At 73.3% G+C, this 18080-nt stretch carries 21 protein-coding genes; 13 read left to right on the forward strand and 8 right to left on the reverse strand.

Annotation, left to right across the window (positions count from 1 at the left end; genetic code table 11):
* Positions 1 to 400: nucleoside deaminase (locus AB0J39_RS03850; protein WP_363461512.1), on the reverse strand; the 400-nt coding region annotated here is incomplete at its 3' end.
* Positions 401 to 443: 43 nt separating this feature from the next.
* On the opposite strand from AB0J39_RS03850, the gene AB0J39_RS03855 reads away from it, so the two are divergent.
* On the forward strand, positions 444 to 1199 hold the full coding sequence (locus tag AB0J39_RS03855) for a DNA-formamidopyrimidine glycosylase family protein (protein ID WP_363461514.1): 756 nt from the start codon (positions 444 to 446) through the stop codon (positions 1197 to 1199).
* Positions 1200 to 1237: 38 nt separating this feature from the next.
* Entirely contained in the window at positions 1238 to 2305 is a 1068-nt protein-coding gene (locus AB0J39_RS03860) for a spore photoproduct lyase family protein (RefSeq protein WP_363461516.1), read from the forward strand.
* On the opposite strand, the gene AB0J39_RS03865 is transcribed toward AB0J39_RS03860, so the two are convergent.
* Positions 2293 to 2865, reverse strand: a complete 573-nt coding sequence (locus AB0J39_RS03865; RefSeq protein ID WP_363461518.1) for a helix-turn-helix domain-containing protein — start codon at positions 2863 to 2865, stop codon at positions 2293 to 2295. The two genes, AB0J39_RS03860 and AB0J39_RS03865, sit on opposite strands and share 13 nt — an antisense overlap.
* Positions 2866 to 2885: 20 nt before the next feature.
* Here AB0J39_RS03865 and AB0J39_RS03870 point away from each other — a divergent pair, with 20 nt between their 5' ends.
* A complete protein-coding gene (locus tag AB0J39_RS03870; protein WP_363461520.1) occupies positions 2886 to 3524 on the forward strand; it encodes a hypothetical protein in 639 nt (212 codons plus the stop codon).
* On the opposite strand, the gene AB0J39_RS03875 is transcribed toward AB0J39_RS03870, so the two are convergent.
* Positions 3470 to 4288, reverse strand: a complete 819-nt coding sequence (locus AB0J39_RS03875; RefSeq protein WP_363461522.1) for a class I SAM-dependent methyltransferase — start codon at positions 4286 to 4288, stop codon at positions 3470 to 3472. The two genes, AB0J39_RS03870 and AB0J39_RS03875, sit on opposite strands and share 55 nt — an antisense overlap.
* Positions 4289 to 4363: 75 nt before the next feature.
* Here AB0J39_RS03875 and AB0J39_RS03880 point away from each other — a divergent pair, with 75 nt between their 5' ends.
* Positions 4364 to 4957 carry a TetR family transcriptional regulator gene (locus tag AB0J39_RS03880; protein WP_363461524.1) on the forward strand — a complete coding sequence of 198 codons (594 nt, stop codon included), beginning with the start codon at positions 4364 to 4366 and terminating at the stop codon, positions 4955 to 4957.
* 231 nt (positions 4958 to 5188) lie between these two features.
* Here the strand turns inward: AB0J39_RS03880 and AB0J39_RS03885 are convergent, their stop codons facing one another.
* Both AB0J39_RS03885 and AB0J39_RS03890 read right to left on the reverse strand, forming a co-directional pair.
* The gene (locus AB0J39_RS03885) at positions 5189 to 5806 is read right to left on the reverse strand and encodes an HAD-IA family hydrolase (RefSeq protein ID WP_363461526.1); all 618 of its coding nucleotides are present in this window, start codon (positions 5804 to 5806) and stop codon (positions 5189 to 5191) included.
* A 36-nt stretch (positions 5807 to 5842) separates the two neighbouring features.
* Complete coding sequence (locus AB0J39_RS03890) at positions 5843 to 6796, reverse strand: Gfo/Idh/MocA family oxidoreductase (protein ID WP_363461528.1); 954 nt, start codon at positions 6794 to 6796, stop codon at positions 5843 to 5845.
* A 183-nt stretch (positions 6797 to 6979) separates the two neighbouring features.
* On the opposite strand from AB0J39_RS03890, the gene AB0J39_RS03895 reads away from it, so the two are divergent.
* The gene (locus AB0J39_RS03895; protein ID WP_363461530.1) at positions 6980 to 7549 is read left to right on the forward strand and encodes an Ohr family peroxiredoxin; all 570 of its coding nucleotides are present in this window, start codon (positions 6980 to 6982) and stop codon (positions 7547 to 7549) included.
* A gap of 112 nt (positions 7550 to 7661) precedes the next feature.
* On the opposite strand, the gene AB0J39_RS03900 is transcribed toward AB0J39_RS03895, so the two are convergent.
* Complete coding sequence (locus AB0J39_RS03900; protein ID WP_363461532.1) at positions 7662 to 8420, reverse strand: lytic polysaccharide monooxygenase; 759 nt, start codon at positions 8418 to 8420, stop codon at positions 7662 to 7664.
* A gap of 164 nt (positions 8421 to 8584) precedes the next feature.
* Positions 8585 to 9025 carry a hypothetical protein gene (locus tag AB0J39_RS03905; protein WP_363461534.1) on the reverse strand — a complete coding sequence of 147 codons (441 nt, stop codon included), beginning with the start codon at positions 9023 to 9025 and terminating at the stop codon, positions 8585 to 8587.
* A 91-nt stretch (positions 9026 to 9116) separates the two neighbouring features.
* Between AB0J39_RS03905 and AB0J39_RS03910 the strand changes: the two genes are divergently transcribed.
* From AB0J39_RS03910 to AB0J39_RS03945, 8 genes are all read left to right on the forward strand, one after another.
* Entirely contained in the window at positions 9117 to 9524 is a 408-nt protein-coding gene (locus tag AB0J39_RS03910; protein ID WP_363461536.1) for a metalloregulator ArsR/SmtB family transcription factor, read from the forward strand.
* Positions 9517 to 10662, forward strand: a complete 1146-nt coding sequence (locus AB0J39_RS03915) for a cation diffusion facilitator family transporter (RefSeq protein ID WP_363461538.1) — start codon at positions 9517 to 9519, stop codon at positions 10660 to 10662. Before AB0J39_RS03910 ends, AB0J39_RS03915 begins: the two co-directional genes overlap by 8 nt.
* A 133-nt stretch (positions 10663 to 10795) precedes the next feature.
* Positions 10796 to 11629, forward strand: a complete 834-nt coding sequence (locus AB0J39_RS03920) for a glycosyltransferase (protein ID WP_363461540.1) — start codon at positions 10796 to 10798, stop codon at positions 11627 to 11629.
* A complete protein-coding gene (locus AB0J39_RS03925) occupies positions 11617 to 12663 on the forward strand; it encodes a glycosyltransferase family 9 protein (RefSeq protein WP_363461542.1) in 1047 nt (348 codons plus the stop codon). The genes AB0J39_RS03920 and AB0J39_RS03925 overlap by 13 nt, the downstream gene beginning before the upstream one ends.
* 63 nt (positions 12664 to 12726) lie before the next feature.
* A complete protein-coding gene (locus tag AB0J39_RS03930) occupies positions 12727 to 13251 on the forward strand; it encodes a hypothetical protein (RefSeq protein ID WP_363461544.1) in 525 nt (174 codons plus the stop codon).
* Positions 13252 to 13514: 263 nt separating this feature from the next.
* Positions 13515 to 13973 (forward strand): DUF6220 domain-containing protein, encoded by a 459-nt coding sequence (locus tag AB0J39_RS03935; protein ID WP_363461546.1) that lies wholly within the window; start codon positions 13515 to 13517, stop codon positions 13971 to 13973.
* Entirely contained in the window at positions 13970 to 16075 is a 2106-nt protein-coding gene (locus AB0J39_RS03940) for a multicopper oxidase family protein (RefSeq protein WP_363461548.1), read from the forward strand. The genes AB0J39_RS03935 and AB0J39_RS03940 overlap by 4 nt, the downstream gene beginning before the upstream one ends.
* Positions 16076 to 16273: 198 nt before the next feature.
* Positions 16274 to 17089 carry a hypothetical protein gene (locus tag AB0J39_RS03945; protein WP_363461550.1) on the forward strand — a complete coding sequence of 272 codons (816 nt, stop codon included), beginning with the start codon at positions 16274 to 16276 and terminating at the stop codon, positions 17087 to 17089.
* Positions 17090 to 17178: 89 nt separating this feature from the next.
* Here the strand turns inward: AB0J39_RS03945 and AB0J39_RS03950 are convergent, their stop codons facing one another.
* A complete protein-coding gene (locus tag AB0J39_RS03950) occupies positions 17179 to 18033 on the reverse strand; it encodes a GNAT family N-acetyltransferase (RefSeq protein ID WP_363461552.1) in 855 nt (284 codons plus the stop codon).
* Between the last annotated feature and the right edge of the window lie 47 nt (positions 18034 to 18080).

Raw genomic sequence — 18080 nt, forward strand, 5'->3', positions numbered from 1 at the left:
AGGTCGCGCCCGGGAGCGTCCGCACCGGCGGGGGCGGCACGTCCCACTCGGCCAGCCACCGCGCGAGCTGCGCCGACGACGCGACGTAGACGATCCGCCCGAGTCCCACCCACCCGTGCGCCGCCGCGCACATCGGACAGTGCTCGCCGGAGGTGTAGACGGTGGCCTCCGCGCGCTCCTCCGGTGTCATGTTCGCCGCGGCCCAGCGCGCCAGCTCGAACTCGGGGTGCCGCGTGTGGTCGCCGCCCGCCACCCGGTTGCGGTCCTCGGCCAGCACCTCGCCGTCCCCGGAGACGAGCACCGAGCCGAACGGCTCGTCGTCCGCCTCCAGCGCCTCCCTCGCCAGCTCCACACAGCGGCGGAGGTGGCCCATCTCCTCAGGCGTCGGCTCGTAACTCATGATCCATACGGTAACTGTCGGCGGGACGGGTAGGGCGAGGGGCATGCCGGAGGGGCATCTGGTCCATCGCTACGCGGACGAGCAGCACGAGGTGCTCGCCGGCCGGATGGTCAGGGCTGCCAGCCCGCAGGGCAGGTTCGACGCCGGACCATACGACGGAAGGGTCGTCGAGGGCGTGGAGGCGCTCGGCAAGCACCTGCTCTACCGGCTGGAGGGCGCCCCGCCCATCCACGTACACCTCGGCATGCGGGGTCTCTTCCTGCGGTACGACGACCCGGCGGCCGAGCCCCGCAAGGGCACCCGGCTGCGCCTGGCCACCGGTGAGACGGCGTTCGACCTGATCGCGCCCGCCCGCTGCGAGCCGATGGACGAGCGGGCGCTGGCCGCGCTGCGGGCCGCGACCGGCCCCGACCCCCTGCGTGGTGACATCGACAGAAGCGAGGCCGTACGACGCCTGCTCGCGGCCCACGTCCCGGTCGGCGCGGCCGTGCTCGACCAGGGGGTGTGGTCGGGGATCGGCAACGCCTGGCGGGCGGAGCTGCTCTTCCTCACCGGCCTCGACCCCGGCGCCCGCGACATCGGCGCCGAGGCCGCCGGGCGGCTCTGGGACGCCGCCGTGCGATACCTCGCGCTGGGCCGCGACGCCGGGCAGGTGGTCAGCGACCCGGCCGCGCCGGACGAGCGGTGGGTCTACAAACGTGAGCGCTGCCGCCGCTGCGGGGCCGCCGTGCGGACCTGGACGCTGGCCTCGAGAACGGCGTACGCGTGCCCCGCCGACCAGCACCTCGATGCCCTCTGACCTGGGAAGTCATGCCGTTACCACGTTGTTATATCCAGGTGAACGAAGGCCAGAGACTGCTGGACATCCGCCGCATCTACGTCGAGCCCGCCGCCGCCGGACTGCCGCGCGGCAAGGAGATCCTGGAGCGGTTCCCCGAGGCCGAGCGCATCGAGATCGAGGCGCACCACCGCATCCCCGAGCTGTACGGGGACGAGACGAACGTGGCCCGCTGGGTCAGGATCAAGACCGAGGCGCTGGTCCTCGGCGTCAAGAAGTCGCTCACCGCGCGGCCCAACGGCCGGTCGAGCGACTTCATCGCGCCCTCCACCGCCAACGGCTGCGCGATGGCCTGCGCCTACTGCTACGTGCCGCGCCGCAAGGGTTACAGCAACCCGATCACCGTGTTCGCCAACATCGACAAGATCACTGGCTACCTCGCCAGGCACGCCGGGCGCCAGGGCGTCAAGCCCGAGCCGAACCAGGTCGACCCGCACGCCTGGGTCTACGACATCGGCGAGAACTCCGACTGCTCGGTGGACGCGACCGTCTCCGGCAACGTGCGCGACCTCGTCGACCTCTTCCGCGACCTGCCGAACGCCAAGGCGAGCTTCGCCACCAAGTACGTCAACCGCGACCTGCTCGACTGGGACCCACAGGGCCGTACGCGGGTCCGCTTCAGCCTGATGCCGGCCGCGGACGCCAAGCTGCTGGACATCCGCACCTCGCCCGTCGCCGACCGGATCGCGGCGATCGACGACTTCGTCGAGGCGGGATACGAGGTGCACGTCAACTTCAGCCCGGTCGTCGTCCGTGACGGCTGGCTGGAGGACTGGGCCGAGCTGCTCGGGCAGCTCGACGACGCGCTGAGCCCGGCCGCCCGCGCCCAGCTCGCCGCCGAGGTCATCTTCCTCACGCACAACGACCGGCTGCACGAGGTCAACCTCGGCTGGCATCCCAAGGCCGAGGAGGTGCTGTGGCGTCCCGACCTCCAGCAGCCGAAGCGCTCGCAGACGGGCGGCTGGAACGTCCGCTACAAGACCGGCCACAAGGGCCGCTACGTCACCGCGCTCACCGACCTGATCGCCGAGAAGATTCCGTACTGCACGGTCCGTTACGCCTTCTGACCGCCGTCCGGCAGCGCGAGAGCGCGTACGGCGAGCTCCACCCACCGCCTCCGGGCGCGCTCCGGCGTCCCCGGGCCCGGTGAGGTGGTCAGGAGCAGGGCGACGTCGTCGACCGTGACGTCCGGCCGCAGCGTGCGGTCCCGGCGGGCGGCGGCGACCAGGATCTCCAGCGAGTGGACGGCGCGCTCCTGGATCCCCCGCAGCGACTCGCCCGCCAGGCCCGCCACCGCCTCACGGAGCAGGCGTTCCTGTCCCATGTCCACCACCACCCGGTGCACCAGCCCGGCGATCTCGTCCAGGGCCCCGCTCCGGCCGTCGCCGGCCCTGCTCACGGCGGCGTCGAGGGTCGCGCCGATCATCGCGCCCAGCTCGGTCACGATGGCGTCGACCAGGTCGTTCTTGGTGGGGAAGTGCCGATAGAGCGTGCCCACCGCCACCCCGGCCGCCGCCGCGATGTCGTCCATCCCGGCCTCCGGCCCGTGCGTCGTGATGAGCTCACGCGCCGCGCGGACGATGGCGGCCCGGTTGCGCACCGCGTCCGCGCGCGGCCCCTTGGTCACTCGCTCCACATCCTCTTGCGATGAACCTGAACCATCGGTTCATAATCGGGCTCTCGGGCCGCACGGAGGACGGCTTCGAGATCCAGTTCGGCGTCAACCATCTGGGGCACTTCGCCCTCACCGGGCTGGTGCTGGACCTGCTGCTGACCGTGCCCGGGTCCCGCGTGGTGACGGTCAGCAGCATCGGCCACCGGTTCGGCCGCATCGACACCGACCATCCCGACTCGGGCGCGGGCGCCTACGCCCGGTCGAAGCTGGCCAACCTGCTGTTCACCTATGAACTACACCGGCGGCTGCGCGCGGCCGGAGCGTCCACCGCGGCGCTGGCGGCGCATCCGGGCGGCGCCGCGACGGAGGTGTTCCGCTACTCCTCGCCATGGTTCCGGGTGCCGAACCCGCTGATCGCCCGGTTGTTCGGGCGAACCGCGGCCATGGGCGCGCTGCCCACCCTGCGCGCGGCGACCGATCATGAGGCCGCCGGCGGCGACTACTACGGCCCGGGCGGCCTGTTCGAGATCCGCGGACATCCCGTACGGGTCAGGGCGACGGCCCGCGCCCAACGACAGCGGCCTGGGCAAGCGCCTGTGGGAGGTCTCCCAGCGGCTCACCTCCGTGGCCTATCCCGTCTGAGCACCGCGGTCACCACCACCGTGACGTAGGACATCGTGAAGCCGCCGCCCATCGCGTCGATGGCGTCCCCGACGCCCGCCAGCACCTCCGCGAGCGTGTCCGGTGGAACCCGGGTGAGGACGCCGGACGTGGGCATCTGGTCCAGCCACTCGTCGCGGGTGTAGTAGCGCTGCCAGCCGTACCGCCACTCCTCCGGGTCGCCGAACGCGCCCGCGTCCCTGATCCCGTCGGCGGCCTTGGCCAGCAGCGGCCGGTATCCGTCGAGGGCCGATCCCGCCGGGCGGTCCTGCGCGGGAAAGCCGGGCATCACCCGCCGGTAGACCGCGGCATGGGTCTCCGCCACGGCGGGCGGGGGCTCGAACACGTGCCAGAACGCCGCCAGCCGCCCGCCGGGACGCAGCACCTCGGCGGCCTTGGCCGCTCCGGCGACCGGATCGACCCAGTGCCAGGCCGTCCCGGCGACGACCGCGTCGAACGCACGGCCGACGGGATCCCACGCTTCGAAGGTCGACACCTCGACCTGGGTCCCGTCGCGGCGCGCGAAGTCCGCCATGCGGGCGTCGGGTTCGACGCCGAGCACCGTGCAGCCCGCCGCCCGGAACTGCCGGGCCGCGATGCCGGTGCCGCAGCCGACGTCGAGGACGTCGCGGCCGGGGCTCGTGGCGACGATCCGCTCCACCATCGCGCCGGGATAGGGCGGCCGGGTGCGGTCGTACCGCTCGGCGTCCACGCCGAACGACTCCGCTATCCCTCGCGCCTTGTGGGGTTCGTTCTCGAAAGGGTTGGTGGGCATGCGCCCACTATGAGTGGGCACACGCCCACTCGTCAAACGGGATAAAGTCGGCGGACGGACGGGAGGAACGGAACGGTGCCGACGGGGGTTGCCCTCCACAACGCGCGGGAGCAGTTGTTCGCCGCCGCGGAGCGCGTCCTGCTCAGGGACGGGCCGAGCGGGCTGACCAGCCGGGCGGTGACCACCGAGGCGGGCTGCGCAAAGGGCGTGCTGCACCGGCACTTCGCCGACTTCGACGCCTTCCTCGCCGAGCTCGTGCTCGACGGCATCGCGAGGATCGACGCCCAGGCCGCCGCCCTGCGCCGGTCCGCCGGGACCGGCACCGTCGCCGGCAACCTCACCGGCGTGCTCACCGAGCTCTTCGGGTCGGTCGCCGTGGCGGTCGTCGGTCTGATCATCTCCAGGGACGGCCTGCGCGCCCGGCTGCGCCAGGCCAGGCCGGGGCCCGGCATCCCGCTCCTGACGGAGGCCGCGGCCATGCTCGCGGCCTACCTCGCCGCCGAACGCGACCTGGGCCGCATCGCGGCGGACGCCGACGTCGACACGCTCGCTCCCACACTGCTCGGAGCCTCACACCTGCTGTTCGCCGACCGTGACGGCGGCCCGCCGCGGGCCGACGCCGTCCACAAGATGGTGACCACGGTCGTCTCCGGCGTCGTACGCGACTGACCGGCGAGCACCGGAAGCGGGGCGACGCGCATGGTCATCTGCCGCGTGAGACGCTCTTCGCGCGGGGCACGGAGGACTTCGGGATCGGCGGCCGGATCGAGGACCCGCGGGCCGTCTCGGGCGCCGAGGGCGTGCGCAAGCCCGGCCGGGAGCCCATGGCCGATCACACCGGCGCCGACGTGACCGAGGCGATCGGCATCCTGCTGTCCGGCGCGCGGCGGCGGTGACGGGTCAGCCGAGCAGCGGCGCGAGCGCCGTCTCCAGTCCGGGCACGCCGGTGAAGAGGGCGGTCGTCATGCCGAGCGCCCTGGCCGCCTCGACGTTCTCCGCCCGGTCGTCGACGAACAGGCACCGCCCGGCCGGGACGCCCGCGCGCTCGGCGGCGATCTCGTAGATGCGGGGGTCGGGCTTGGCCACCCCGGCCCGGGCGCTGCCGACCACCTCGTCGGCGAAGTGGGCCAGCCCCAGCCGGGCGAGGTCGTCCTCCAGGCTCAGCGTCGCGTTGGTCACCAGCACGACGGGCACGTGCGCCTGGGCCCGGCGCAGCAGACCGAGCACGTCCTCGTCCACCCGGGTGGGCGCCTCGACGAACGCCGTGACCAGCGCGCGGGCCTGCTCTCGCGGCGTCTGGAGGGCCAGAGCGGCCTCGGCCGCCTCCGTCCACTGCTCGACGGTGATCTGGCCCAGCAGCGCCGGCCGGACCGCCTCGGGCGCGAAGAAGACCTTCATGGTGGTCCCCTCGCCCAGGCCGGCGGCACGCTCCAGCTCGGTCAGCTCGGTGTGGTCGAAGAAACGGATGACGCCGTCGAGGTCGCACAGCACCGCGTCGTACGGCCGGGGGTTCGCCATCGCCCATGCATACCACGCGTGACGTCGCCAGGCGGGTCAGCGCAGCATGTCGAGGGCGCGGGCGGTGCCGAGGGAGTCGTCGGCCGCCGTGTGCCGTGGCTCGGCCTCTCCGCGCAGCACCTCGTGGATGTGCCGGATGCCCCAGGAGAACGCGGTCCCCTCGCCCGGCTCGTGCCGTTCGGCCAGGCGTCCCGCACGCCACACTTCGAGCCCGTCGTGCGGCTCCGGGTGGAACGGGTTGGTCAGCCGGATCTCCCCGCCGGTCCCGACCACGCGGGTGTACGTCGTGAACGGCAGGTCGAAGCCGCAGCTCATCATCAGGCGGCCGGTGCCGAACTCCAGGACCCCGGCGGTCTCGATGTCCACGCCCGCCTCGCCCTTGACGACGACGGCGTGGCCGGCGACGGCCTCGTCGCCGAACAGCAGCTGCGCGAGCCGTACCGGGTAGCAGCCCACGTCGTAGAGGGCGCCGCCGCCGAGGGCTGCGTCGAGCCGGATGTTCTCGGTGCCCTCCATGGTGAAGTGGAAGGTCGACCAGATCTCCCGCAGGTCGCCGATCGCGCCCTCGGCGAGCAGGTCGCGCAGCCGCGCCGTCTGGGGGTGGAAGGGGAAGACGAACGCCTCCCAGAGCGGCCGGGCCGACCGGCGTGCCACCTCGACGACGTCGCCGGCCTCCGCGGCGGTGAGGCACAGCGGCTTCTCGCACAGGACCGCCTTGCCCGCCTCCAGGGCGGCGATCGTCCACCGCGCGTGCAGGGCGTTCGGCAGCGGGACGTAGACCGCGTCGATGCTCGGGTCCTCGATGACGGCCTCGTAGCCGCGTACGGCCCGGTCGACGCCGTTCCGCGCGGCGAACTCCTCGGCGCGGGACAGGTCGCGGCCCGCCACCACGGCGGCGGTACCCCCGCCGGCCTCACGCAACGCGGGCAGGAACGCCCGCGCGGCGATGCCCGCCGTACCGAGGACACCCCATCGGACAGCCCCACTCATACCGAACCCACCCCTCGCCGCCATGACAGAGATTTCACCGTTTGCTGGGGAATGCCTGCCGGGACCGTAGCACAGGGACACTGATGGGAACTTTTGCCTCCGGAGTCCGGTATCGGGCCGCTCAGGGGGTACGTGACCGCCGATCCCGACCGGGACGCGAGGCGAGCGGACGAGGGATGCGCTATGAGCGAGGAAATACGGCGATTCACCCATATGCCGAGCGACCGGGCGCCCGGACCCGACTACTCGGGGCCGGGAGTCGAGGCGGAGCTGACCGGGGAGTTACCCGGGGACCACTCCACGGAACGGCCCGGACGGCAGGCGGCCCGCGAGGGCGGCGAATCCTACGACGACCTGTACACGGCCCGGGCCTCGTCCGCCCTCGGCAAGGTGGCGTCGGACGACGGCATGCTCGACGTCCGCATCAAGGCGCCCGGGGAGCTCGGCGGGCCGGGCGGGGCGACCAACCCCGAGCAACTGCTCGCCGCGGCCTATGCCTCCTGCTTCCACAACTCGCTCACCCTGGTGGCCGGCCGGCAGGGCGTCCGGACCGCCGACGCCACCGTGGACACCGCCGTCACCCTGCGCAAGCGGGGCACCGCCGACGACTACACGATCACCACGGACCTGACCGTACGCCTGCCCGGGGTGGAGCCCGAGGCGGCCCGCAGGCTGGTGGAGCAGGCGCACGGCGAATGCCCGTACTCGCGGGCCTTCATGCAGGGCGCCGAGGTGCACCTGCACGTCGCCTGACCCGCGCCGCCCACGCCGGGCCGCCCAATCCAAGCCGTCCGGGTAGAAACGTCCCGGGCGGGGACGGGGAGCGGACCCGCGGCCGCGCACACCACGGGTCCGCCCGCTCATCTCAGATCCTCTGCCACAGCGCGGGGACGTTCGGCGGCTCCCAGCCCACGAGCGCCGTGTGGGCCTGCCTGCACTGGTACGTCACCCCGCCGTAGGTGACCCGGTCGCCCACCTTGTACGCCGTGCCGGCGGTCCAGGTGCCCCCGGGAACGGTCGGCGTGGGCGTGGGGGTACGCGTCGGCGTGGGAGACGGGCTCGGGGTACGCGTCGGCGTCGGGGAGGGAGTGGGCGTGGGGCTGGGCGTCCCGCCCCCGCCGACCTGCAAGTCGACGCAGGCGTAGAACGCGTTGGGGGTGTCGGCCACGTTCCAGATCGCGAGGACCTTCTGCCGGCCCGTCCGCCCGCTCAGGTTCACGGAGTGGCTGACGGTGGCGGGAGGCTGGCGTCCCTGGTCGTTGAACACGGCGACCCGCGTGCCTCCGATGTAGTACTCCCAGGTGCTGGTGGCGTGGCGGGCGGTCAGCGACCAGGTGAAGGTGACCGTGTTGCCGACGCTGGTGGCCGGCCACGGCCTGCTCTCGTCGTCGAGCTGGGCGAAGCGGGCGTTGCCGCCGCTGCAGCTGCGCAGCCCCTTCGGCCCTTCCACGCTCTGGGGCTCGTAGACGATCTCGCCGCAGTTGGGGACGCGGCCCTGGGCGCACATCGCCTGCCGGCTCGGGGGCGACGAGATGTAGCCGTGTGCCTGAGCCGGTGAGGCGACGAACACCGTGGCGCCGATGGCGACCGTCGCCGTCGCGAGGAAGGTCAGCGTTCTTCGCATGTGTGCTCCTCACTGCTGGGGGGTGGCGCCAATATAAAAGAAAGTTTCCTAACAGTGAAGGCCCAATGACTGTCCTTGTCAGGGCACCTGCCACGGGATCGTTCCAGCGTGGAGAGTCCGCCCGGCCCCCGCGCCCCTCAGGGAGCGGGGGCCGGACGGAGACCTCACGCCGTTCGCTCGTCCGGGGCGCCGACCTGAGCGAGCGACCAGCCGCTGACGTCTTCGAGGCGGATCCTCCAGGTCGCTCCGGGGCCGTCCGCAGAGCGGTCACCGGCGAAGGCGCCGACGAGGTGGAGGTAGTCCGGGAGGTCCTGCTCGGAGCCGGAGTCGAAGTCGCCGGCGAGCGCGGCGGCACGGTGGCGCTCGCGATGCTCCTTCGCGCTCTCGGCGATGCGCATGAAGAAGCCTTCGGGGCCGCTGCCCGCGGGTACCTCCCCGGCGTGTGACCGGCGGATCTGCTCGACCACCGCGGTGGCGTACTCCTCCGGGGAGACGAGATGGCCGGTGATGATCGTGCCGTTCACGGCGAGGGCGACGCCCATTCGCTCCTTCGCCATGGACACGGCGAAGACCAGGGCCCGCAGTACTGGATCGGTGGTGCTCATGCGCCGATCTTGTCATCCAGCGGACGACGGCCGTACGGGCCACCGAGTGGGAGGCGTTGACATGCGCCGGCCGTCGCCTACACTCTCACACGTGAACGATCGTTCAAGTGTTGTGGACCTCGTGACGGCCGACTCCTGTGCGCTGCCGGTAGTGGACGCCGGCCGGGTGGAGACCGTCAGGAGGGCTTTGCCGGCCGCGCAGACGGTGGAGGACCTGGCGCAGATCTTCGGGCTGCTGGCCGATCCCGGGCGGTTGCGGCTGATCGCGGCGTTGCTGGAAGGCGGCGAGATGTGCGTGTGCGACCTCGCCGCCGCGACCGGCCACAGCATGTCCGCCGCGTCCCACGCCCTGCGCCTGCTGCGTGTCCACAACGTGGTGAAGGTGCGGCGTGCGGGAAGGATGGCCTACTACCGCCTCGCGGACTCGCACGTGCGACTGCTGTTCGACCTGGCGATCACGCACATCGGACATGAGGAGAAGGACCGGGACGATGGCTGAGACCGGGAAGGACGCGGGCCGTGAGCACGCGCGCGAGCACGGTCATGGGCACGGTCGTGGGCACGGGCACGGGCACGGTCATGGGCATGGGCACGCGGTCAGCGCCGAGGCCGACCGGCGTCTGCTGACCGGCGCACTGGCGCTCATCGTCGGCTTCATGGCGGTCGAGGTCGTCATCGGCGTCATCGCCCACTCCCTTGCCCTGATCAGCGATGCCGGGCACATGCTCACCGACGCCATCGCCATCGCCTTCGCGATCGTGGCCATGCGGATCGCCGCCCGCCCGCCGCAGGGCGGCTTCACCTACGGCCTCAAACGCGCCGAGATCATCAGCGCCCAGATCAACGGGATCACGCTGCTGCTGCTCAGCGTCTACTTCGTCTACGAGGGCGTACGCAGGCTGATCGAGCCCCCCGAGGTCCACGGCGCCTACGTGGTCGCCACCGGCGTCGCCGGGATCGCGGTGAACGTGGCCGCGACCTGGCTGCTGAGCAGGGCCAACCGCGCCAGCCTGAACGTCGAGGGCGCCTTCCAGCACATCCTCAACGACCTGTTCGCCTTCATCGCCACCACCGCCGCCGGCGCGGTGATCTGGGCGACAGGCTGGGGCCGGGCCGACGCCCTGGCCGCGCTGGTCGTGGCCGCCCTGATGCTCAAGGCCGGCTGGGGCCTGGTGCGCGACTCCGGCCGGGTCTTCATGGAGGCGGCTCCCGCCGGGATGAACCCCGCCGAGATCGGCCGCAAGGCCGCCGCCCTGGAACATGTCGTCGAGGTGCACGACCTGCACATCTGGGAGGTCACCAGCGGCTATCCGGCCATGTCCGCGCACATCCTGGTCGCCCCGGGCGCCGACTGCCACTCCGTACGGCAGGCGGCGCAGCGGATGGTCCACGACGAGTACGGCATCGCCCACACCACCCTGCAGGTCGACCACGCCCCGCCGGAGCTCCTCGCGATCGGCGAGCCGTCTCCCGAAGCCGCCGAACCTCACTGTGCCGACGCGCACGGCCCCGCGCACACGAACGGGCGGTGGCGGGCCACCGAGGAAACGGCGGCGGAGCGGCGCGAGGCCGGTTGCGCCGGCCGCCGGTACATCAGGTTCCCCAGCCCCGGACGTCTGTCCAACCGCCGATCCTGACCGTCGCCCCTCCCGCCGTCGTCGGACGGCCGGACACGGACGGGCTCGGCCTGCCCGGCACGCTGACGGGCACGGCCGGCGTGGGCGGCTGAGGGCTCTGTTTGCCGTATCGCCTCAGGGGTATCACGCGCGCATGTTCGCCCCGTCCGACCTGGATGTACTCGTGCCCACGAAGGACCGCCCGGGCGCGCTGGGCGTGACGTTGGCGGGCCTCGCGGCGCAGACCGTGGCCGGGTTCCGCGTCGTGGTCTCCGATCAATCGGACGCGCCGGTCGCCGACGACCCGCTGGTGGCGGCGCAGCTGCGGATCCTCCACCACCGCGACAGGCCGGTGGCCGTCCACCATCACGCGCCCCCACGCGGCATGGCGGAACAACGCGCGTTCCTGCTCGACCGGGCCGAGCGGCGGCTGGCGCTCTACATCGACGACGACGTCTGGCTGGAGCCGGAGGCGATCGAGGTCCTGCTGACCGCGATGAGCGACCTGCGCTGCGGTTTCGTCGGCTACGCCCTGCACGGCCTGTCCTACCGCGACGACGTACGCCCCGCCGAGCTGGCGCCGTACGAGGAGTGGACGGACGGCGTGCGGCCCGAACGGGTGCGCCGGGAGTCGCCGGCCTGGCGGCGCCACACTCTGCACAACGCCTCGAACCCGCTGCACCTCGCGCGCGAACACCTGGGCACCCCGGGTCCCGGGGAGTGGCGGCCGTACAAGGTGGCCTGGATCGGCGGCTGCGTGCTGTACGACCGGGAACGGCTGCTGGAGTGCGGCGGCTTCGACTTCTGGCGGTCGGTGCCGCCCCGGCACGCGGGTGAGGACGTCGCGGCGCAGCTGCGCGTCATGGAGAGGTACGGCGGCGCGGGCCTGCTGCCGAGCCGGGCCTACCACCTGGAGCTGCCCACGACGGTCACCGACCGCAGCGCCGAGTGCTACGACTACGTGTTCGAGCCGGCATGGGCGCCCTGATCGAGGGGGTGCGCCGCATCGCGGTGCTGCGGGCCAACGCCCTGGGCGACCTGGTCCTCGCCATGCCCGCCCTGGAGGCGCTCCGCCGGGCCTACCCGCAGGCCCGGCTGACCCTCCTCGGCATCTCCTGGCACGCCGGGTTCCTGGACGGCAGGCCGGGCCCGGTCGACGACGTCGTCGCCCTGCCGCCGATCTCCGGGGTCTCGTCGGCGGAGAGCGGGCACGAGGCGCCGGAGAGCCTGTTCGAGGAGCTGCGCGAGCACCGGTTCGACCTCGCCGTGCAGATCCACGGCGGCGGGCGCAACTCCAATCCCTTCGTCAGGGCGATCGGCGCCCGCGTGACGGCCGGCCTGTGCGCACCGGACGCCGTACGGCTCGACCTGTGCGTGCCGTACGTCTACTACCAGCACGAGACGTTGCGCTATCTGGAGGTCGCCGCGCTGGTCGGCGGGACGGCCGAGATCTACGAGCCCAGGATCGCCGTGACCGGCGCCGACCGCGCCGAACTCGCCCGCGTGTACGGCGAGCCGCCCCCCGGCCTGGTCGCGCTGCATCCGGGGGCGAGCGACCCCCGGCGGCGCTGGCCTGCGCGTGCCTTCGCGGAGGCGGCCGACCGGCTCGGCCGCCCGGTCGTGATCACCGGTGTCGAGCAGGAACGGGGGGTCGTCGAGGAGGTCGCGGCGGCGATGCGGCGGCCCGCCCTCACGGCGGTCGGCACGCTGAGCGTCGGCGGCCTCGCCGCGCTGTACGAGCGGTGCGACCTGGTCGTCTCCAACGACACCGGCCCCCGCCACCTCGCCGCGGCGGTCGGGACGGCCACCGTCGGCATCTACTGGTCCGGCAATCTCATCAACGCGGGGCCCCTCACCCGTGCCCTCCACCGGCCGCTGATCTCCTGGACCGCGCGGTGCCCGGTCTGCGGCGTCAGCGGGCACGATCCCCGCGCGGGGCGGTGCCCGCACGACGAGTCGTGGGTGGCCGAGGTCCCGGTCGACGACGTGGTCGAACAGGCCGGGCATCTGCTCGGAAGCTGATCGTCCGGGCAGACCAGCGGACGACAAGGATCCTCCAAGTCGGGGACCCTAGGGTCGGCGGACATGAGCAAGAACCTCGTCATCGGCGGCCTGCTGGCCGCCGCCTTCGCCATGGGCCTGCCGACCGCTTCCGCCCACGCCGCCACGAGCCCCACCAGCACGGCTCAGATCAGCACGGCTCAGATCACCGCTGCTCAGAGCACCGCGAACCGGACCGCGGCGGCGCCGCCGATCCACTGGGGTCCGGTGCGGTCCGGGTCCGGCCACCACGGCTATGCCAAGGCCGACGTGTGGACCACCCGTTTCACGGCGGAGACGTTCGTCGTCTCGGGCACGCTGTACGACCGCGACACGCACAGCGGGCACTGCGCCTACGTCCGGGCCCGCTTCCACTACGCCGGCGGCGGCACCGGGTGGGCCCTGCCGAAGACGACCTGCGCGTCCCGCGCGTCCTTCCGGCTGTCGTCCGACGGCCGGATCAAGCGTGTGGACGTCAAGGTCTGCGTGCTCGACCGGGCGCGCCGTACGACCCTGAAGTGCTACGCCGACGCCATCACCCCGGCCATCATCGCGAACTGGCCACAGTGACCGTACTCCCCTCGCGGTAGCGGCGTACGGCGCTGATCCCACGGCGGTAGGCCCGACAGCCTCCGGGCGTGCGACGACGCGGACGGGCCCCGGCGGCCACCATCGAGACACCGCCAGGGGACGGACGGCACGCGGGCCCGCGTACTCCCCCAGCGGTAGCCGGCGCGTCTCTCGACGAGGGACGCGCCGCCGGCCCACGTGGGACACGATCCCCGTGATCCCCGTGATCCCCCGCAATCCGCTGACCGAAGGGAGCAAAGAGCGTGCGCAAGGTCTACGCCGCCATAGCGGGACTGCTGCTCGCCGCGGCCGCCGTGCAGATGTACCTCGCGGCCGTCGGCGCGTTCGACAAGCCGCGGGACGACTCCTCGTTCGTCCTGCACAGCATGAACGGCATGATGGTCATCCCCGTGCTGTCGCTGATGGCGGCCGCCGCCGCGGCGGCCGCCAAGGCGCCGGGCCGCCAGATCGGGCTGACCGTCCTGCCCCTCGGCCTGGTCGTCGTGCAGGTGCTGATCGTGGAGGTCGGCGGGCTGTTCGACGACAGCACCGGCAACACCACGCCCCTTTCCCTGGCGATCCTCGGCCTGCACGCCGTCAACGGCATGGCGGTCATCGGCGCCTGCGAGCTCGTGTTCCGCCGGGCGCGGCAGTTCGCCTGGCCCAAGCCGGGGCCACGGTCGCAGGACACCGCGGAGGGCCGTCCGGTTCCCGCCTCATGACGACCGACCGGCTCATGGCGCTCGACCTGCTCGTCTCGGTCCTGACCGCGGCGGCGTGGGTGGGCGCGGGCGTGGCCGCCGCGGCCCGCCGTACGAGGACGACCGCGGCCCTGTTCGCCGTGGCCCTGGTCGCGTCCCTGGCCCGGGTCTGGTCGGTCCTCGCGCTGGCCGGCGCCGGCTGGTGGTTCGTGCAGGAGAAGGTCACCCTCGCCCTACCGCTTCTCTTCGCGACGGCGGCCGTCGCCACCGCGCTCGCCGGGCCGCGCGTCCTGCGCGCCGCCCGGCGACCGGGCGCGGACCCGCACGCCGTGCGGACGCCGGCGGTGGTGGTCCCGCTGCTCGGCGCCGGATACGCGGCGGCGGCCGGGCTCGTGCAGACCTTCCTGATCGGATATCCGGCGGACCCCGGCACCGCTCTCCTCCTCCTGGCCGTCGTCGCCGGGGCCGTCCTGGTGACCTGGAGGGCGTCCGGCGGGATCGTCCCCGGCCTGCGGACGGCGACGGCGGCGACCGCCGTGGCCGCCGCGCTCGGGACGGCACTCATGTTCGTCCCGGCCACGGAGGGGACCGCCGCGGCGCGAACCCCCACGGAGGGGACGTCTTCGGCGGGAGCCGGTGCGGAGGGAGCCGGTGCGGCGGGGGCCGCCGGCTCCGCCGCCGAGCCGGACTCCGCTCACGGGGACCACTCGGCATCCGGGGACCACTCCGCCTCCGGGGACCACTCCGCCTCGGGGGCGCCGGCCTCCGTCGCGGGAGGGCCGGTTCGCCCGGTGACGGCCCTGCGCGGCCCGGCCGTGCCACCGCCGGGCAGCGCCGTGCGCCGGTTCACGCTGACGGCGCGTACGGCGACCGTCACACTGTCGTCGGGCCGGAAGGTGGCCGCGTGGACCTTCGACGGCCGGATCCCCGGGCCGCCGATCACCGCCGTCCAGGGCGACCTCGTCGAGGTGCGGCTGCGCAACGCGGACATCACGTCGGGGGTGACCCTGCACTGGCACGGCTACGACGTGCCTTCGGGCGAGGACGGCGTGCCCGGCCTCACCCAGGAGGCCGTGCCGCCCGGCGGGGAGTTCGTCTACCGCTTCGTCGCGGCCCAGGCGGGGACGTACTGGTACCACACGCACGAGGTGTCCGACCTCGGCGTACGGATGGGGCTCTACGGCACGCTCGTCGTCACGCCGAAGGGGGCCGCCGCCACCGGGGTGGACCTCACGCTGCCCGTGCACACCTTCGCCGGCACGACGGTGACGGGCGACCACGACCAGCCCCTGGTCCGGCAGGCCGCGCCCGGCACTCCCGTACGGCTGCGCCTGATCAACACCGACAACACGCCGCACCGGTTCACCCTGGCGGGCACGCCCTACCGGCTGGTGGCCGTGGACGGGACGAATCTCACCGGGCCGGGCACGCTCGACCGGGCCGGCCTGCGGCTCGCCGCCGGCGGCCGCTACGACCTCGCGTTCACGATGCCCGCCGGCCCCGTCGTCCTGCGCACCGACGACCGCTCCGACGCCGTGCGGCTCACTCCCGGACCGCCCGGCACGGGCACCGGCGAGGGCGCGGGCACGGGCACGGGCACGGGCGACGGAGCCGTGGACGGGAGCCGCACGGAGGACTGGCCGGAGCTCGACCTCACCCGGTACGGCGCTCCCGCTCCCACGCCGTACACGCGACGGAGCCGCTTCGACCGTGACTTCACGCTCGTCCTCGACCGGGGACTCGCGCTCGCCGGGGGAAAGCCGGCCTACGCGCACACGGTGAACGGCCTCGCCTTCCCCGACATCCCCACGGAGGTGGTCAGGGAGGGGGACCTGGTCCGGCTCACCGTGGTCAACCGCGGCCGGGACACCCATCCCTGGCACCTCCACGGCCATCGGGTGCTCGTGCTCTCGCGTGACGGCCGCTCCCCCACCGGCAGCCCGCTGTGGCTCGACACCTTCGACGTACGGCCGGGCGAGGTGTGGGAGGTGGCCTTCCGCGCCACCAATCCCGGGCTGTGGATGAACCACTGCCACAACCTCAGCCACGCCGACCTGGGGATGATGCTGCACCTGGCCTACGAGGGGGTGACCACGCCCTTCCACGGCGCGCACGGCGGATGAGGCCGGCGGCCGGAAGCGCGTGCGCGAGGTCGAGGACCGTGAATCACCCCCCTTTTCCCTGGTGTGTCGGGTAAAAATTCCGGGCGCGAATTCGACCGAGGTGTAAACGCAGGGTAATCAGATCAGAACTTCGGGTGAGCATCACTGGCCCGGGTCCCCCCGGCCGGGCGTGGGCGATGCCGACCGAAGGGAGAGATCGTGAAAGTCGCCGGAAGCATCGTTCCCGCGCTGGCGGCGTGGGCCGCCACGGGGTGGATCGTCGCAGGCCACCCCGCACCGGCGGTCGCGGGTCCGGCCAGCTCCGCCGGGGCGGACCGGGCAGGCACGGCCGCCGTCGCGGACCGGGCAGGTTCGGCCGCCGTGGCGGACCAGGCCGTTACGGCCGCCGCGGCCCGGGCCGTCTCGGGCGCCGGAGGCCGCCACGCGCCGGGGATCGCGACCCGCCCGGCATCGGATGTTCCGGGACGTCCCGTTCCGGGCCTCCCGGCGGTCCGGCCGCCCGGTCCCGGTGAACCCTCCACGTCGGGACCGTTCGGGCAGATCGTGCGCGAAAGCGGACGGGGGCCCGGTGTCGTGTGCACCTACCGGCTCCGGGGCGTGCACCGGGGAGGATTCCTCAACGTCCGCGAGGGCGCCGGCATACGCCACGCCCCCGTCGCCAAACTTCGACCGGCCGACGGAGGCTTCTCGGGTTCCTGCACCGCCACCGGCGGCTGGATCGCGGTGAAGACCGCCGGCGGGGCGTCGGGCTTCGCCGCCGCCCGCTACCTCCACAGGCTCGACCTCGGCGGGCGGCCCTCGCTTTCGTGCGTCTACCGCCTCCGGCACGTGCGCAAGGGCAGCTTCCTCAACGTCCGGGAGGGCGCCGGCGTCCACCACGCTCCCGTGGGCAGGCTGCGACCGGCCGGCGGGAACATCGCCGGAGCCTGCGACGCCACCCGCGGCTGGGTGGCCGTCGACAGCACCGCCGGCATTCCCGGATGGGCCTCCGCCCACTACCTGCGGAGGCTGTGACCCGGACCGGCGGGCTCCGTCCCGCCGCATCCCCCCGGCCGCCGTCCTCGTCCCCGGTGTCCCCCTGGCCGGGGACGGGGGCCGCCGGTCTAACCGAGGTCGGGATGCGGGATGTAGCAGTCGAGCCGCATGAAGTCCTCGCTGGTCATCAGCGTGTCCATGTCGCCGATGCGCCAGCCCGCCTCCAACAGCAGAGGCAGCAGCGGATGCGTGCCGGGCACCGCCAGATGCACCCGCGCGGCCCCGGGACGAGCGTTCGCCGCCTCCAGCACGATGTCGGCGCAGTCCTGGGGGGTCGCGCCCCCGGCGGGCCCGATGACGACCGTGTCTCCGGTCACCCTGGCGAACGCGTAGCCCGGCCCGCTGACATGCAGGGTCACGCCGGGCAGCCCGGCGTACCAGGTCAGCGTCGCGGACCGGTCCCCTCCGGAGACGTGGGCGTCCATGGCCGCCGCCGCACGGACCTCCGCCTCCCCGGGCCCGTTCTCCCCCGGCCCGTTCTCCCCCGGCGCCGCCGGTCCGCTTCCTCGCGAGGCGGGCCGGCCACCGAGCGGCCCCCGCGTGAGGTACAGCAGCGGACAGCGCGGGCGCATCCCGTTCCTGACATACAGGGCGAAGGCCCTCTTGTCGTCGGACGCGAAGGTGACCCTGGGCGTGTCGCGCGGCAGCAGGCGGGACAGGATCGCGCGGCCCAGTCCCGACGACTGGTGGTCCGGGAGGACGAACAGGTCGCCGAGGTGCGTGACCGTCCCCCGGCGCAACGCGCCGCCGAAACCCGCGATCGTGCCGTCCACCTCGCCGACGAGCACCGCGCCGAACTCGCGTTCGGCGTCCACGAAGTCCGGCCGCTCCGGCCACGTGCCCAGGAGGCCGTAGTGGTCGGCGACGGCGCGAAGACCGGGCATGTCGGCGTCGGCCGCGGCACGGACGATCGGATCCGCCATCGGTGCTCCCCTCTGCGCGTTCTCCCCTCGTTCCGTTCACCTTAGGG

The organism is Microbispora sp. NPDC049633 (genome assembly GCF_040675265.1).
Lineage (GTDB): Bacteria > Actinomycetota > Actinomycetes > Streptosporangiales > Streptosporangiaceae > Microbispora > Microbispora maris.

Excerpts from the sequence above, each read along its gene's own strand:
- AB0J39_RS03855 (WP_363461514.1), top strand. The coding sequence starts at position 444 with ATGCCGGAGGGGCATCTGGTCCATCGCTACGCGGACGAGCAGCACGAG.
- AB0J39_RS03870 (WP_363461520.1), top strand. The coding sequence starts at position 2,886 with ATGAACCTGAACCATCGGTTCATAATCGGGCTCTCGGGCCGCACGGAG.
- AB0J39_RS03875 (WP_363461522.1), bottom strand. The coding sequence starts at position 4,288 with ATGCCCACCAACCCTTTCGAGAACGAACCCCACAAGGCGCGAGGGATA.
- AB0J39_RS03885 (WP_363461526.1), bottom strand. The coding sequence starts at position 5,806 with ATGGCGAACCCCCGGCCGTACGACGCGGTGCTGTGCGACCTCGACGGC.
- AB0J39_RS03890 (WP_363461528.1), bottom strand. The coding sequence starts at position 6,796 with ATGAGTGGGGCTGTCCGATGGGGTGTCCTCGGTACGGCGGGCATCGCC.
- AB0J39_RS03895 (WP_363461530.1), top strand. The coding sequence starts at position 6,980 with ATGAGCGAGGAAATACGGCGATTCACCCATATGCCGAGCGACCGGGCG.
- AB0J39_RS03900 (WP_363461532.1), bottom strand. The coding sequence starts at position 8,420 with ATGCGAAGAACGCTGACCTTCCTCGCGACGGCGACGGTCGCCATCGGC.
- AB0J39_RS03905 (WP_363461534.1), bottom strand. The coding sequence starts at position 9,025 with ATGAGCACCACCGATCCAGTACTGCGGGCCCTGGTCTTCGCCGTGTCC.
- AB0J39_RS03915 (WP_363461538.1), top strand. The coding sequence starts at position 9,517 with ATGGCTGAGACCGGGAAGGACGCGGGCCGTGAGCACGCGCGCGAGCAC.
- AB0J39_RS03920 (WP_363461540.1), top strand. The coding sequence starts at position 10,796 with ATGTTCGCCCCGTCCGACCTGGATGTACTCGTGCCCACGAAGGACCGC.
- AB0J39_RS03925 (WP_363461542.1), top strand. The coding sequence starts at position 11,617 with ATGGGCGCCCTGATCGAGGGGGTGCGCCGCATCGCGGTGCTGCGGGCC.
- AB0J39_RS03930 (WP_363461544.1), top strand. The coding sequence starts at position 12,727 with ATGAGCAAGAACCTCGTCATCGGCGGCCTGCTGGCCGCCGCCTTCGCC.
- AB0J39_RS03940 (WP_363461548.1), top strand. The coding sequence starts at position 13,970 with ATGACGACCGACCGGCTCATGGCGCTCGACCTGCTCGTCTCGGTCCTG.
- AB0J39_RS03950 (WP_363461552.1), bottom strand. The coding sequence starts at position 18,033 with ATGGCGGATCCGATCGTCCGTGCCGCGGCCGACGCCGACATGCCCGGT.